This window comes from Pseudorhodoferax soli, from assembly GCF_003337555.1.
GTDB lineage: Bacteria > Pseudomonadota > Gammaproteobacteria > Burkholderiales > Burkholderiaceae_C > Pseudorhodoferax > Pseudorhodoferax soli.
In genome coordinates this window covers 63,646-76,884 of sequence record NZ_QPJK01000016.1, presented here as the reverse complement: position 1 = coordinate 76,884, position 13,239 = coordinate 63,646, and the positions used below count along the sequence as shown (strand labels likewise).

Below are 13,239 nucleotides of genomic sequence, written 5' to 3'. Positions count from 1 at the left end.
TAGAACGCGCGAGGTCGCGTTTTGGTTCGCCTGCGGGTGTGCAAAGACCTGTAAACCTTGGCAAGTTCAGCCGGCCAGAGCCTGCTTGACGGCTGCAGACACATGGGCCATCTCCGCCTTGCCGGCCAGTTCGGCCTTGGCCGCGGCCATCACGCGGCCCATGTCGCCGGGGCCCTTGGCGTCGAGGCGGGCCACCAAGGCGCGCACGGCGGCCAGCACGGCATCGGCGTCCATGCGCTCGGGCAGATAGGCCTGCAGCACACGCTGCTCGGCAGCTTCCTTGTCGGCCAGGTCCTGGCGGCCGGCTTGCGCGAAAGCGGTGATGGAGTCCTTGCGCTGCTTGATCAGTTTGTCCACGATGGCGACGACGGCAACGTCGTCCAGCGTGATGCGCTCGTCCACTTCCTTTTGCTTCAGCGCGGCCAGCAGCAGGCGGATGGTGGAAAGGCGCTCGGCGTCCTTGGCACGCATGGCGTCCTTCATGTCCTGGGTGATGCGGTCCTTGAGGGTCGGGGTGTTGTCCATGGTGCAATCCTGTGAATGAAAAAAGCCCGCGCTGGATGCACCAGGGCGGGCCTTCAACCGTGAGCCGGTCGGGTGCTGGATCAGTACAGCTTCTTGGGCAGCTGCATGCTGCGCACGCGCTTGTAGTGGCGCTTCACGGCAGCAGCCTTCTTGCGCTTGCGCTCGGCCGTGGGCTTCTCATAGAACTCGCGGGCGCGCAGGTCGGTCAGCAGGCCCAGTTTTTCGATGGTGCGCTTGAAGCGGCGCAGTGCGACGTCGAACGGCTCGTTTTCTTTAACGCGAATGGTGGTCATGTATCTCGTTGGCTGATTGGCCGGGCAAGATCGGGAGCCGTGGCCGGGGTTTCCTCAACTCAAAAGCATATGGCCCGCTGAGGGTAGGCCGGAGTTAGCCAAGCATTATAGCGCGCATTCATGGCAATGCGAGGGCGTGGGCACAACTGTACGCGCTGGACCAAGCCCATTGGAAGTTGTAACCACCAAGCCAGCCCGTTACGTCGACCACTTCGCCGATGAAGTACAGGCCGGGCTGGCGCGACTCCATGGTCTGAGACGACAGGTCACGCGTGTCCACCCCGCCGGCGGTGACCTCGGCCTTGCGATAGCCCTCGGTGCCGGTGGGCGTGACCTGCCAGGCGTGCAGGCTGCTGGCCAGAGCGTTGAGCGCCTTGTCGGCCGTCTCGTTGATCGGCCTTTGCCAAGTTGCATCGGCGCTCGTCCAGGCGGCGGCGAGGCGCGCGGGCAGGTGCTCGCCCAGCACATTTGGAAGCAGGCGTCGTGTGCTGAGCTTGGCTTCCTGTAGGGTGGGCTGCAGTGCGGTCTGTGGAGAGAGGTCCACGCCGATGGGCGTCCCGGGCTTCCAGTAGCTCGAGATTTGCAGCACCGCCGGGCCGCTCAGGCCGCGGTGCGTGAACAGCAGGTCTTCCGAGAAACTGGTGCGGGCCTTCTTCTCCCCTGTTGCGATGTCCACGGGCAGGGAAAGTCCGGCCAGTTGCGCGAAGGACTGCCAGGCCCGCTCGTCGAAAGTCAAGGGCACCAGCGCCGGCCGCTGCTCGACCAGGCGCAGCCCGAACTGGCGCGCAAGGCGGTAGCCGAAGTCGCTGGCGCCGATCTTGGGGATGGACAGGCCACCGGTCGCGACCACCACAGAATGGGAATGCACCTCGCCGCGGTCGGTAGACAGCACGTAACGCGCGGGTGTGTCGCCGGTGCGCACCTCGTGCACGGCGCAGGGTTGCCAGCGCGTCACTTGGCCGGCCGCGCATTCGCGCAGCAGCAGGTCGATCAGGTCCTCGGCCGAGCGGTCGCAGAACAGTTGGCCGCGGTGCTTCTCGTGGAAACCGATGCCATCGCGCTGCAGCAGCGCGATGAACTGCCGAGGCGTGAAGCGAGCGAGCGCTCCGCGGCAGAAGTTGGGGTTGTCGGACAGGAAGTTGCGCGGGCCGACCTCCATGTTCGTGAAGTTGGCCCGGCCGCCGCCGGAGATGCGGATTTTCTCCGCGACTTTGGCGCTGTGGTCCAGCAGCAGAACCCGCAGGCCGCGCTGGCCTGCGATGCCGGCGCAGAACAGGCCGGCGGCGCCGGCGCCGAGGATGGTGACGTCGAAGTGGTCCATGGATCGGTTGCGTACGCGATCTGCGCGTGTTGCGGGGCGATTGGAGTGCGGTCGGCATTGGCAATGCCAACTGGCAGCGCGGCGGTGCAGTAATGCGCAAAAGTGGCGCGAACGAGCGAGGCTTCAGCGCTCGAATGCTCGTCGACGGAGCTTACACTTGTAAGCTGCATGTTCCGATTATTTTGCGGCAATTTTTCTTAAGCCCTTAATTTAAAACAAGAAAAGGGTCGCTGATGACGACGGCCCGGAAATTGCTTCTGAGTTCTTTATCGCGATGAAATATCGATCTTCAGGTGTGCGGTGACGTCTGAATTTGGGATGACCGTCGCTTCTGTCGAGGTTCAATATGAGCAATATGTCTCCAGTTCAGGATAATTCGCGGCCGAGCGACGACCACCAGTCGGCCGCTCACGGCATGTCGAGCGCGGCCTTGGCCCGTCGCCGACTACTGCTCCGCGGGACCACCGCAAGTGCGACCGCATTGGCTGCACTGACGCCGATCGGTGCATTGGCGACCTCGCAATCGACCGTCTATACCTGCATTGGAACAAGCGGTAAGGAGGGGCTGTGTACTTTGTCTGGCGTGCAGTCGGCCGCCCATTCCTTCGGTCCAGATACGGAGAGGGTTCCGGCGGGCGGTAAAAGCCCCGGATGGTGGGGCCAGTCCAACAAGACCGGTGAGCCTAAACGGCCGTGGCCTGTGGATTGGAGGGAGAAGGTTTCGACCGTGTTGACCATGGCGCCATCCAATTTGCGATCGCTGACGCTGTTCGAGCTGATGAGCAAGTCGACGTACGCAAGCACGTCCGAGCGCCATTGGCTCTGCGCCTACCTCAACGCGAAGGCGGGCGAGCAAGGGGCACTGCTCCCTTACGGTTTTCCCTACACTTCGTCCGAGGTGCTCGGCTTCTATCTGACGGGCAACCAGAATGCGTACAGCTTCTTCACGACCTATCTGGAGAATCTTTGAGCGCATACGGCACGCTTTGTCTGCCTGCCATCGGGCCGTAGCCGTTCGATGGAGCGTTGGCAGCTGAACGAACTGGCGGTTCTGCATTGGCGGCAGTGGGGCGATGAATGGGTGATCTTTGATGAAAGCTCGGCGCAGACCTTGGTCGCGGACGCTTTGATGGCAGCCAGCCTGATGGCGCTCGAGAGTGGGCCACTGAGTCTGCCTGAGATCGAAACGCAGATCCGCGCTGATCTGCAATGGCCGGAAGCCGAGGTGTTGGTTCCGCGTGTCATGACGGGTCTCGAATTTCTGAGCGGCCTTGGTCTGGTCCGAGCGGAGACCCGGTGATCCTGGCGAGCTTGACGGATGCGTCGCTTCGGCGCCGGCTTGCAGAGGGCGAGCTTGTGATCCGCGCGGGGCCGTTCGGCTACCGCATCAAGTCGACCCTGCCGCCGATCGTTGATGGCCTGCGCGTTCTTTACGCAGACTATCCTCTTGACGATCCGGCCAGCTTTGCCGATTTTTCCCTCGTGATGGAACCTGGCGCAGGGATCCATCGGTGGTGGCACCGCCAAGTCCGCTTCAGCACAGACGGCTTCTATCCGTTCGAACCGCTGCCGCAATCGCACGCTTATCCGCAACTCGAATGGGCGATGAACTGGTGCGTCTCAACGCGGGCGCACCAGTACTTGATGCTGCACGCCGCGGTCGTTGAGCGCAACGGTTTCGCCGCCGTGTTGGCTGCGCCGCCAGGATCTGGAAAGAGCACGCTGTGTGCAGGCCTTGTGCACCGCGGTTGGCGGCTGTTGTCCGACGAGATCGCCCTCGTCAGCCTGGACGGTGCGGCGATCACGCCTGCTGTGCGGCCGATCAGCCTGAAGAACAAGTCGATCGAGGTGATTGGAGCTTTTGTCCCCGATGCGGTGTTCAGCCGCACCACACACGGCACGACGAAGGGCTCGGTGACCCACATGAAGGTGCCGGTCGCTGCATTGGATCGCATGGGCGAGACGGCCGTGCCGCGCTGGGTCATCTTTCCAAAGTACGTGGCCGATGCTCCTGCCGAACTCGTGCAGCGCCCACGCGGTCACAGTGTGCTTGAGCTTGGCAGCAACTCGTTCAACTACACGCTGCTCGGGCTGACTGGTTTCGAAGCGCTGACGGCGATGATCGGGATGAGCGACTGCTATCAGTTCAGTTACGGCCGACTGGACGACGCAGTGGCCGTGTTCGACCGGCTCGCCGATGCTGCGCTCACGCAACGCCGCGATGACTGATCTGTTGAGCAGCGTTTGGAAAGCCCAGGTCAGGACGGAACAATTTTCGCCGGCCGACTGGGAAATATTGATGGGTCAGGCGCGGCGTGCCCGCCTGCTGCCTCGGCTGGCTCGTCATTTCGAGGACCAGGACGGCGGCCTTGCCTCGCTGCCTTCGCCGCAGCAGCACTATCTTCGAGGCGCCCTGCGTCTCGTGCAGCGGCAGCGTCATGACGTGCTGGCCGAAGTGGCCCATATGCGACGCGCGCTGCATGGTCTGACAACTCCGGTGGTACTGCTGAAGGGCGCGGCGTACCTGTTCGCGGAACTCCCACCGGCACGCGCGCGCATATTTTCCGACCTCGACATCATGGTCGAGCGTGGCCAGATCGCCGTGGTAGAGGGGGCGTTGCTGGCGGGCGGCTGGATCAGCGAGGAGCGCGACGCCTACAACCAGCGCTACTACCGCGAGTGGATGCACGAGGTGCCGCCGTTGCGGCATGTGCAACGCGGCAGCGTGATCGACCTGCACCACACGATTGCGCCGCCGACTTCGCGTTTCAAGGTCGATGCGAAGCGCTTGCTCGAGCGTGTCCGGCCGGTCGGCTCGAGCGGCCTTTTCGTCCTTGGTCCCGAGGACATGGTGCTGCACAGTGCCCTCCATCTGTACCAGGAGAGCGAGTTCGACCATGGGCTGCGCGACCTGCTCGACCTGCGCGACCTGCTGCTGCACTTCGGCCGCGAGCCTGCGTTCTGGTCTGCGTTGCTGGCGCGTGCCAGGGAGCTGGGCCTGGAGGAGCCGCTGTTCCACCTGCTCCATCAGGTGCAGCGCCTCTTCGGTTTGCCCCTTCCAAGCGAAGCAACGGCCGCGTTGGATGCGTACCTTTCCCGCGGGCTCGCCACGTCGCTCGTTGCGGCACTGCTTGAACAGGCGGTGCGGCCCAACCACCCGAGCTGCGACAGCCCGACGGCTCGTCTCGCCCGCTGGCTACTCTATGTGCGCTCGCACTGGCTGCGCATGCCACTGCACTTGCTGCTTCCGCACCTGATCCGCAAAGCCTACATGGCGCGCTTCCCGGCGCGGACTGGCATCCAGCAGGCGGGCTGAAGGCGGGCCAGGTCGTCGTTCGGGTAGAGGGGGTCAGCGACGAACTGTTGGCGGCTGTTTGCTCGTTTGGGACTCGGCGCCGGACCGCGACTTGCACGTGGTGACCCTCTTTCTTGCCACGACTTGTGCAGCAAGGCCGGCAGGCTCACCACCTGTCAGCCCAGGCGGCGTTCTTCCTGGTGCATGGCGAGCGCCGAAGTCTGGGCCGTGAACTCCGCCGAGGCCATGGCACGCAGCACGTCGCCCACCACGATCACGGCGGGGCTGCCGAGCCCGCTGTCGTTCAAGGTGCTGATGAGCTGGCCCAGCCGCGCTGTCGCGTGGCGTTGTTCCGGCTTGCTGGCGTTTTCGATGATGGCGACGGGCGTGTCGGCCGGCATGGCCTGCAGCAGGCCGTCGGCGATCTGTTCGGCGGCACCCACTCCCATGTACACGACCAAGGTCAGGCCCAGCGCATGCGCGCTGGCGCCGACGGCGCGCCAGTCCATGGCCGCATGGCCCGGCTTGGCATGACCCGTCATGAACACCACGCCGTGCGCATGGTCGCGGTGCGTGAGCGGCACACCGAGCGAGGTGACGGCCGCCAGCCCCGCCGTGATGCCGTTGACCACCTGGCAGGCGATGCCTTCGGCACGCAGGTGCTCGATCTCCTCGCCACCGCGGCCGAAGATGAAGGGGTCGCCACCCTTCAGGCGCACCACGTGCTCACCGTCGCGCACGGCCGTCACCATGAGCTTCTCGATGAAGGCCTGCGGCGTGCTTTTGCAGCCGCCGCGCTTGCCCACATGGACGATGCGGGCCTCGGGCCTCGCCCAGGCCAGCACAGCGTCGTTGACCAGGTCGTCGACCAACAGCACGGTCGCGGCCTGGATGGCCTTGACGGCCTTGAGCGTCAGCAGTTCGGGGTCGCCTGGGCCTGCGCCGACCAGCGTGCAGGTGCCCAGCGGTGGGGTGGTGGTCGTGTTCATGCGTGGGACGTCAATTGGAGGATGTGGTCGACCTGGGCAGCGATGGCCGGCGGTACGGGCAGGCGGCCGGCCAGCACGCTGCGCGTGTACTCGGCGGTGTCGGCTGCGGCGATCGAGGCAGGCAGGCCTGGCACCTCGGCCTGCGTGCCGGGTTGCTGGGCCTGCAGGGGGACCGGCCGGCCGCGCAGGAAGCCGTCCAGCTGCGGCGTGCGGCGCGGGTCGCTGACGACCTCGCCTTCCAGCCCGCGCGAGAGCAGGGCCGTCATGCCCAGCAGTTCGAACAATTCGGTCATGACGGCAGCGAACGCCGGATGGGTGTAGCTGCCGATCACCACGGCCGGGCCGTCCACCGGCTGCATGAGCTTGACGACGCTGTGCCCGGCGTTGCGCAGCCCGACCACGCGGCGCACATCGAGCAGGCGCTGCAGGCCTGGGTGCAGCAATTCGGTGCCCACCATGGCCACCTCGCCATCGCCGATCCGGCGGAGGCTGGACCAGGCCGGCCGATCGAGCAGCGCAAGCACCTCGCTGGCCAGCACGCGGCTCGATTCGGTGGCGCTTCCATGCACCAGCACCGGCAGGCCCTCGCGGGCGAGCAGCAAGGCCAGCAGCGGCGTCAGCACCGGCAGCTTGCGCGCCCCGTTGTAGCTTGGCAGCACCACGACCGGCCGGTCGCTGGCCGGCAGCTTGGCGAGACGGGCATGCGTGGCGTCCAGGAAGCCGGCCATCTCGGAGGTGGTCTCCCCCTTGACGCGCATGGCCAGGCAGAAAGCGCCGATCTCCAGATCGGTCACCGCCCCGTCCAGGATCTGGCCGAACAGATCGGCCGCCTGCTCGCGCGCGAGCGGCTTGGCGCCCCGTGCGCCGCGGCCGATTTCCTTGATGTAGTGCGCAATGCTTCCCATGGTTGGGGCGATTGTCCCGCAGGGCTTATGCCGGATCGTGAGTCGGCTTATGCCGTCGGCGCAGGGTAGGGCGTTCATGCGAGCGCCTCCGTGGCGCGGACCATGCGCTTGAGCTCGGGCACGCAGGAGCCGCAGTTGGTGCCGCACTGCAGCGCGCCCTGCAGCGCGGCCAGGCGTTGCTCGCCGCTGCCGCTGCACTGGCTGAGCCTGTCGCGGATGGCCGACTCGCTGACGCCGAAGCAGCTGCACACGACCTTGCCGCGTGACTGGACACCGGCTGGCGCCTTGGCCTGGAACGACAGCAGCTGGCGGCCGAAATCCTGCGCCGGCAGCTGGTCTTGCAACAGCGCGCGGATCCAGGCCTCTGCGCGCGTGTCACCGGCCAGCAGCACGCCCACCACATGGGCGGCTGCACCCTCGCGTTGCAGCCGCACGGCACGGCGCTGGCCGCGCCGTGGATCGGCGTAGCGCAGCGTGTCCGAGCCCGACAGGCCCAGCAGCTGCTCGATCTGCGCCAGCAGGCTGCTGTCCGGCGCCTCGTGGCCCGCGGCGCGCAGTAGCACGCCGGTGCGCCCCGTGCCGCCGAACGGCACGCAACTCACGAAGGGCAGGGCGTCAGCCAGCGCGCGCAGCTGCGCGCGCACGCGCAGCGCCTGGTCTTCGGGCAGCCAGGCCATGGCCAGCAGCGACCAGGGCAGCTCGGCCTTGAGGATCTTGACCGCGGTGTGCTTGAGTTCGGGCTGCTTGGAGACAGGGCAGTGCGCAGGCGTCGTCAGGGCGTTCACGCCGGCCAGGGCCGTGCCGGTGCTGCTGCGCCCGCCCAGGTATTCGGGCCCCCAGTGCATGGCGATGAAGGCCTGTGAGGCACCCAGGTCGGGGCTGGCCGCCACCGGCACCACGATGCTGCCGCGCCGCGAGGTCAGGTAGACCAGGTCCCCCTCTGCCAGGTGCTGGCGGGCCATGTCCTGCGCATGCATCTGCACCGTGGGTTCGGGCACGTGGCCGAACAGCCGGCCCAGCGTGCCCGTGCGGCTCATGCCGTGCCATTGGTCGCGCAGGCGGCCGGTGTTCAGCGAGAAGGGGTAGCGCCCGTCGCGCGGCTCCGCCACGGGCTGGTAGGGCGCGGCGGCAAAGCGCGCCCGGCCGTCGGCCGTGGCGAAGCGGCCGTCCTCGTACAGGCGCGGCTTGCCCTGCGTGGCACCTGCCGGCAGCGGCCACTGCTGCGGCGCGGCCTCCAGCATGGCGTAGTCCATGCCGGTGATGTCCAGGTCGCGGCCGCGCGTGGTCTCGCGGTGCTCGTTCCAGACCGACTCGGGCGTGCGGTACGGGAACAGCGCTGCGCCACGCCCGAGCCGGCCGGCCAGCCGGCGCGCGAAGTCGGCCGCGATGGTCCAGTCGTGCCGCGCCTCGCCCGATGGCGGCACGGCCGCCCGCACGCGCGAGATGCGCCGCTCGCTGTTGGTGACCGTGCCTTCCTTCTCGCCCCAGGTCGTGGCCGGCAGCAGCAGGTCGGCGAAGGCGCAGGTGGCGGTGCCGGCAAAGGCCTCCTGCACCACGACGAACTCCGCGCGCTCCAGCGCACGCCGCACGGTGGCCTGGTCGGGCATGGACTGGGCCGGATTCGTGCAGGCGATCCACAGCGCGCGGATCTCGCCGTCGGCCGCGGCCTGGAACATCTCGATCGCGCTCTTGCCAGGCAGGGCCGGGATGCTCTCCACGCCCCAGAACGCCGCAACTTCCGCGCGGTGGGTGGCATTGGCCATGTCGCGGTGCGCGGGCAGCAGGTTGGACAGCCCGCCCACCTCGCGCCCGCCCATGGCATTGGGCTGGCCGGTCAGCGAGAAGGGGCCGGCGCCGGCGCGGCCGATCTGGGCCGTGGCCAGGTGCAGGTTGATCAGCGCCGCGTTCTTGGCCGTGCCGCTGGTCGACTGGTTCATGCCCATGCAGTACAGGCTCAGCGTGGCCGGCGAGGTGGCGAACAGGCGCGTGGCCCGGGCCAGCGCGTTCTGCGTGATGCCGCAGACCTGGGCCACGGCCTCGGGCGTGCAGTCGCGCACCAGGGCGGCGAGCGCGTCGAAACCGCTGGTGTGGGCCGCGATGTAGCCCGGCTGCGTCCAGCCCTCGCGCAGCATCAGGTGCAGCATGCCGTGGAACAGCATCACGTCGGTGCCCGGCTGCAGGGCGAGGTGCAGGTCGGCGATCTCGCAGGTGTCGGTGCGGCGCGGGTCCACCACCACGATCTGAAGCGCCGGGTTGGCGCGCTTGGCGTCCTCGATGCGGCGGAACAGGATGGGGTGCGCCCAGGCCGTGTTGCTGCCCACGATGAACAGGCAGCCGGCGTGCTGCAGGTCGTCGTAGCAGGCCGGCGGCGCGTCCGCGCCCAATGTCTGCTTGTAGCCGGCCACCGCGCTGCTCATGCACAGGCGCGAATTGGTGTCCAGGTTGTTGGTGCCGATGAGCCCCTTGGCCAGCTTGTTGAAGACGTAATAGTCCTCGGTCAGCAGTTGGCCCGAGAGGTAGAAGCCCACGGCATCCGGCCCGTGCTCGGCGATCACGCGGGCGAAGCGCTCGGCCGCGCCGTCCAGCGCTGCGTTCCAGCCCAGCGGCTGCGGCGCCGCGCCGCGCGCTGCGCGCTGCATGGGCTGCAGCAAGCGCGTCTGGCGCGTGACCTCCGCGGTGGCGGTCAGGTGCAGCGTCGAGCCCTTGGTGCACAGCCGGCCGAAGTTGGCGGGGTGGTCCGGATCGCCCCGCACGCCGATGATCTGGCCGGCCTGCGCCTCGATGACCACGCCGCAGCCGACGCCGCAGTAGGGGCACGTGGAGCGGGTCTGGGTGGAAGGGCTCATGCGGTGGGTTCCCCGAACATCAGCTGGTTGCGCAGTGCGCCCACATCGCGGCCCTCGCGCAGCAGCTCGAAGTACCAGTTGCCGTCCACGGTATCGCCGTACAGGCAGGCACCGACCAGCTTGTCGCCCTGCAGCACGAGCTTCTTGTAGACGCCGCTGAACGGGTCGCTCATGACGATCTCCTCCGTGCCCTCGCCGCCCTTGAAATCGCCGGCCGAGAACAGGTCCAGGCCCGTGACCTTGAGCTTGGTCGACGTCTGGGATCCCTGGTAGCGGCCGATGCCATGCTGGGCCAGGTGGTTGGCCGCCACCTTGCCCTGCTCGAACAGCGGCGCCACCAAGCCGTAGGCCACGCCCCGGTGCTGGGCGCATTCGCCGACCGCGTAGATGCGCGCGTCGGTCACGGTTTGCATGGTGTCATTCACCACGATGGCGTGTTCGCAGTGCAGGCGCATCTGCTGCGCCAGCGCGATGTTGGGCCGGATGCCCACGGCCATCACCACCAGGTCGGCTGGCACTTCGCGTCCGTCCTGGAAGCGCACCGCGCACACGCGCCCCTGGTCGTTGCCGAGCATCTCGGCTGTGTGCGCGTTGAGCAGGAAGTGCAGGCCGCGCTGCTCCAGCGCGCCGCGCAGCAGCGCGCCGGCGGTGGAGTCCAGCTGGCGCTCCATCAACCAGTCGCCGTGGTGCACCACGCTGACCTCCATGCCGCGCAGCTTCAGGCCGTTGGCCGCTTCCAGGCCCAGCAGTCCGCCGCCGATCACCACGGCATGCCGGTAGGTCATGGCCGCCTCGATCATGGCCTGCGTGTCGGCGATGTCGCGGTAGGCCACCACGCCCTGCAGGTCTGCGCCCGGCAGCGGCAGCATGAAGGGGTTGGAGCCCGTGGCGAGCAGCAGCCGGTCGTAGGCGGCCTCGGTGCCGTCCTCGGCGCGCACGGTGCGCTGGCGGCGGTCCACCGACACGACCTTCTTGCCCGCATGCAGCGTGATGCCGTTGTCGCGGTACCAGTTCCACGGGTTCAGGACGATCTCGTCCAGCGTTTGCTCGCCCGCCAGCACGGGCGACAGCATGATGCGGTTGTAGTTGGGATGGGGCTCGGCGCCGAAGACCGTGATGTCGTACAGGCCCGGCGCGATCTTGAGCAACTCCTCCAGCGTGCGCACGCCAGCCATGCCGTTCCCCACCATCACGAGTTTCATCTTCTTCATGGGTTGGCCTTTCTACAGATGCAGGCGGTCGATCGCACAGCCTGCCCGCCCCATCGCGCGCCGCCGTCCTGCGCCGGCAGAGGCCAGCGACGCGGATGAAGGCTGTGCGTGGCACCGCGGCCTCACGCGGCGTGCTTCTCCACATGCGCCTGGCGCGTGTAGAGGAAGTCGATCACGGCCTTGCGGTACATCACGTAGTCGCGGTCCTCGGCCAGTTCAACGCGGTTGCGCGGGCGCGGCAGGTCGACGCTCAGCACCTCGCCGATGGTGGCGGCCGGGCCGTTGGTCATCATCACGATCTTGTCGGACAGCAGCACGGCCTCGTCCACATCGTGCGTGACCATCACCACCGTGCTCTGCGTCTTCTGCACGATGGCCAGCAGCTCGTCCTGCAGCTTGGCACGCGTGAGTGCGTCCAGCGCGCCGAAGGGCTCGTCCATGAGCAGCACCTTGGGCTCCATGGCCAGCGCGCGGGCGATGCCCACACGCTGCTTCATGCCGCCGGAGATCTCGCCGGGGCGCTTGTGCGTGGCAGGCGTCAGGCCAACCAGCGCGAGCGCGGCGTCGGTGCGTTGCTTCAGTTGGGCCTTGCTCTCCTTGCTGCCGAACACGCGCTCCACGCCCAGGTAGATGTTCTCGAAGCAGGTCAGCCAGGGGAGCAGCGAATGGTTCTGGAACACCACGGCGCGCTCGGGCCCGGGGCCGGCGATCTCCTTGTTGGCGCACAGCAGCGTGCCCTGGGTCGGCAAGGTCAGGCCGGCGATCAGGTTCAGTAGCGTGGACTTGCCGCAGCCCGAGTGGCCGATCAACGCGACGAATTCGCCCTTGGCCACCGTGAGATGGATGTCGCGCAGCGCGATGAAGGGGCCGCGGGCGGTCTTGAAGGTCTGCTCGATGCCCTGGATTTCGATGAACTTTTTGTCGCTCATGACTTCACCTCTTCGAATGTGAAAGCGGAGGCCAGCTTGATGAGCGCGTACTCCAGCAGCAGTCCGACGATGCCGATCACGAAGATGGCGATGATGATGTTCTTGACGTTGAGGTTGTTCCATTCGTCCCAGACCCAGAAGCCGATGCCGACGCCGCCGGTCAGCATCTCGGCCGCCACGATCACGAGCCAGGCCGTGCCTACCGCGAGGCGCACGCCGGTCAGCATGTAGGGCAGCACGGCCGGGAACAGGATCTTGGTGACGATCTTCCATTCCGACAGGTTCAGCACGCGGGCCACGTTCATGTAGTCCTGCGGCACACGCTGCACGCCCACCGCGGTGTTGATGATCATGGGCCAGATCGAGCAGATGAAAATGGTCCAAATCGCGGCCGGGTTCGCGCCCTTGAACACCAGCAGGCCAATCGGCAGCCAGGCCAGCGGTGACACGGGTCGCAACAGGGCGATCAGCGGGTTGAACATGCGCGACAGAAAGGTGAAGCGCCCGATCGCGAAGCCCGCTGGAATGCCCACCAACGCCGCCAGGCCGAAGCCCATGGCCACGCGCTGCAGCGAGGACAGCACGTTCCAGCCCACGCCCTGGTCGTTCGGGCCGTTGCTGTAGAAGGGGTTGCTGAACACGTCGACGGCCTGCGCCCAGGTGTCGCGCGGCGTCGGGATGCTGCCGGCCGTGGTGACCGAGACGATCTCCCACAGCACCACCAGCAGGCCCAGCCCGGCCAGCGGCGGCAGCACGCGCAGCCACAGGCCGCGCCAGTCGAAGGGCAGCTTGCGCACGGGGGCAGGGGCAGCAGCAGAAGGCGCGTCGTTGGCGGCGGCCTTGGGCACGACCTTGAGGTCGCGCGGCGCGGCATCGGGCGCGATGGCCTCGATGGGGGAATGGAAGACAGCGGAAACCATGGGGT

General features: G+C 67.3%; 12 protein-coding genes and 1 pseudogene. 4 read left to right on the top strand and 9 right to left on the bottom strand.

The window, feature by feature from the left end; all coding sequences use genetic code 11:
* Positions 1–66: 66 nt before the first annotated feature.
* From DES41_RS35770 to DES41_RS35760, 3 genes are all read right to left on the bottom strand, one after another.
* Complete coding sequence (locus DES41_RS35770; protein ID WP_114472454.1) at positions 67–525, bottom strand: GatB/YqeY domain-containing protein; 459 nt, start codon at positions 523–525, stop codon at positions 67–69.
* Between the two features lie 80 nt (positions 526–605).
* Positions 606–818, bottom strand: coding sequence for a 30S ribosomal protein S21 (rpsU, locus tag DES41_RS35765; protein WP_007833691.1), 213 nt, complete (start codon positions 816–818; stop codon positions 606–608).
* 118 nt (positions 819–936) lie between these two features.
* Positions 937–2,139: a BaiN/RdsA family NAD(P)/FAD-dependent oxidoreductase gene (locus tag DES41_RS35760; RefSeq protein WP_114472453.1), complete on the bottom strand. Its 1,203-nt coding sequence runs from the start codon at positions 2,137–2,139 to the stop codon at positions 937–939.
* A gap of 346 nt (positions 2,140–2,485) precedes the next feature.
* Here DES41_RS35760 and DES41_RS38170 point away from each other — a divergent pair, with 346 nt between their 5' ends.
* From DES41_RS38170 to DES41_RS35745, 4 genes are read left to right on the top strand one after another with little or no spacing between them, the layout of a single operon-like run.
* Positions 2,486–3,109: a hypothetical protein gene (locus DES41_RS38170; RefSeq protein ID WP_147283052.1), complete on the top strand. Its 624-nt coding sequence runs from the start codon at positions 2,486–2,488 to the stop codon at positions 3,107–3,109.
* 48 nt (positions 3,110–3,157) lie between these two features.
* Positions 3,158–3,439 carry a hypothetical protein gene (locus DES41_RS38640; RefSeq protein WP_170168398.1) on the top strand — a complete coding sequence of 94 codons (282 nt, stop codon included), beginning with the start codon at positions 3,158–3,160 and terminating at the stop codon, positions 3,437–3,439.
* Entirely contained in the window at positions 3,436–4,368 is a 933-nt protein-coding gene (locus tag DES41_RS35750) for an HprK-related kinase A (protein ID WP_245966033.1), read from the top strand. The genes DES41_RS38640 and DES41_RS35750 overlap by 4 nt, the downstream gene beginning before the upstream one ends.
* The gene (locus DES41_RS35745) at positions 4,361–5,455 is read left to right on the top strand and encodes a nucleotidyltransferase domain-containing protein (RefSeq protein ID WP_170168397.1); all 1,095 of its coding nucleotides are present in this window, start codon (positions 4,361–4,363) and stop codon (positions 5,453–5,455) included. The genes DES41_RS35750 and DES41_RS35745 overlap by 8 nt, the downstream gene beginning before the upstream one ends.
* 155 nt (positions 5,456–5,610) lie before the next feature.
* Here the strand turns inward: DES41_RS35745 and cobA are convergent, their stop codons facing one another.
* The 6 genes and pseudogenes from cobA to ntrB form a co-directional block, all read right to left on the bottom strand.
* Positions 5,611–6,423 (bottom strand): uroporphyrinogen-III C-methyltransferase, encoded by an 813-nt coding sequence (cobA, locus tag DES41_RS35740; protein WP_114472449.1) that lies wholly within the window; start codon positions 6,421–6,423, stop codon positions 5,611–5,613.
* Entirely contained in the window at positions 6,420–7,328 is a 909-nt protein-coding gene (ybiB, locus tag DES41_RS35735; RefSeq protein WP_114472448.1) for a DNA-binding protein YbiB, read from the bottom strand. Before ybiB ends, cobA begins: the two co-directional genes overlap by 4 nt.
* A 74-nt stretch (positions 7,329–7,402) precedes the next feature.
* Positions 7,403–10,174, bottom strand: coding sequence for a nitrate reductase (locus DES41_RS35730; RefSeq protein WP_114472447.1), 2,772 nt, complete (start codon positions 10,172–10,174; stop codon positions 7,403–7,405).
* Positions 10,175–10,182: 8 nt separating this feature from the next.
* A pseudogene (locus DES41_RS35725) lies at positions 10,183–11,385 on the bottom strand (NAD(P)/FAD-dependent oxidoreductase); the annotation flags it as partial.
* 122 nt (positions 11,386–11,507) lie between these two features.
* Positions 11,508–12,314, bottom strand: coding sequence for an ABC transporter ATP-binding protein (locus tag DES41_RS35720; protein ID WP_114472445.1), 807 nt, complete (start codon positions 12,312–12,314; stop codon positions 11,508–11,510).
* Positions 12,311–13,234 (bottom strand): nitrate ABC transporter permease, encoded by a 924-nt coding sequence (gene ntrB, locus DES41_RS35715; RefSeq protein ID WP_114472444.1) that lies wholly within the window; start codon positions 13,232–13,234, stop codon positions 12,311–12,313. The genes DES41_RS35720 and ntrB overlap by 4 nt, the downstream gene beginning before the upstream one ends.
* Positions 13,235–13,239 lie beyond the last annotated feature (5 nt).

Excerpts from the sequence above, each read along its gene's own strand:
- DES41_RS35760 (WP_114472453.1), bottom strand. The coding sequence starts at position 2,139 with ATGGACCACTTCGACGTCACCATCCTCGGCGCCGGCGCCGCCGGCCTG.
- DES41_RS38640 (WP_170168398.1), top strand. The coding sequence starts at position 3,158 with ATGGAGCGTTGGCAGCTGAACGAACTGGCGGTTCTGCATTGGCGGCAG.
- DES41_RS35745 (WP_170168397.1), top strand. The coding sequence starts at position 4,361 with ATGACTGATCTGTTGAGCAGCGTTTGGAAAGCCCAGGTCAGGACGGAA.
- DES41_RS35770 (WP_114472454.1), bottom strand. The coding sequence starts at position 525 with ATGGACAACACCCCGACCCTCAAGGACCGCATCACCCAGGACATGAAG.
- rpsU (WP_007833691.1), bottom strand. The coding sequence starts at position 818 with ATGACCACCATTCGCGTTAAAGAAAACGAGCCGTTCGACGTCGCACTG.
- cobA (WP_114472449.1), bottom strand. The coding sequence starts at position 6,423 with ATGAACACGACCACCACCCCACCGCTGGGCACCTGCACGCTGGTCGGC.
- DES41_RS38170 (WP_147283052.1), top strand. The coding sequence starts at position 2,486 with ATGAGCAATATGTCTCCAGTTCAGGATAATTCGCGGCCGAGCGACGAC.
- DES41_RS35730 (WP_114472447.1), bottom strand. The coding sequence starts at position 10,174 with ATGAGCCCTTCCACCCAGACCCGCTCCACGTGCCCCTACTGCGGCGTC.
- ybiB (WP_114472448.1), bottom strand. The coding sequence starts at position 7,328 with ATGGGAAGCATTGCGCACTACATCAAGGAAATCGGCCGCGGCGCACGG.
- ntrB (WP_114472444.1), bottom strand. The coding sequence starts at position 13,234 with ATGGTTTCCGCTGTCTTCCATTCCCCCATCGAGGCCATCGCGCCCGAT.
- DES41_RS35720 (WP_114472445.1), bottom strand. The coding sequence starts at position 12,314 with ATGAGCGACAAAAAGTTCATCGAAATCCAGGGCATCGAGCAGACCTTC.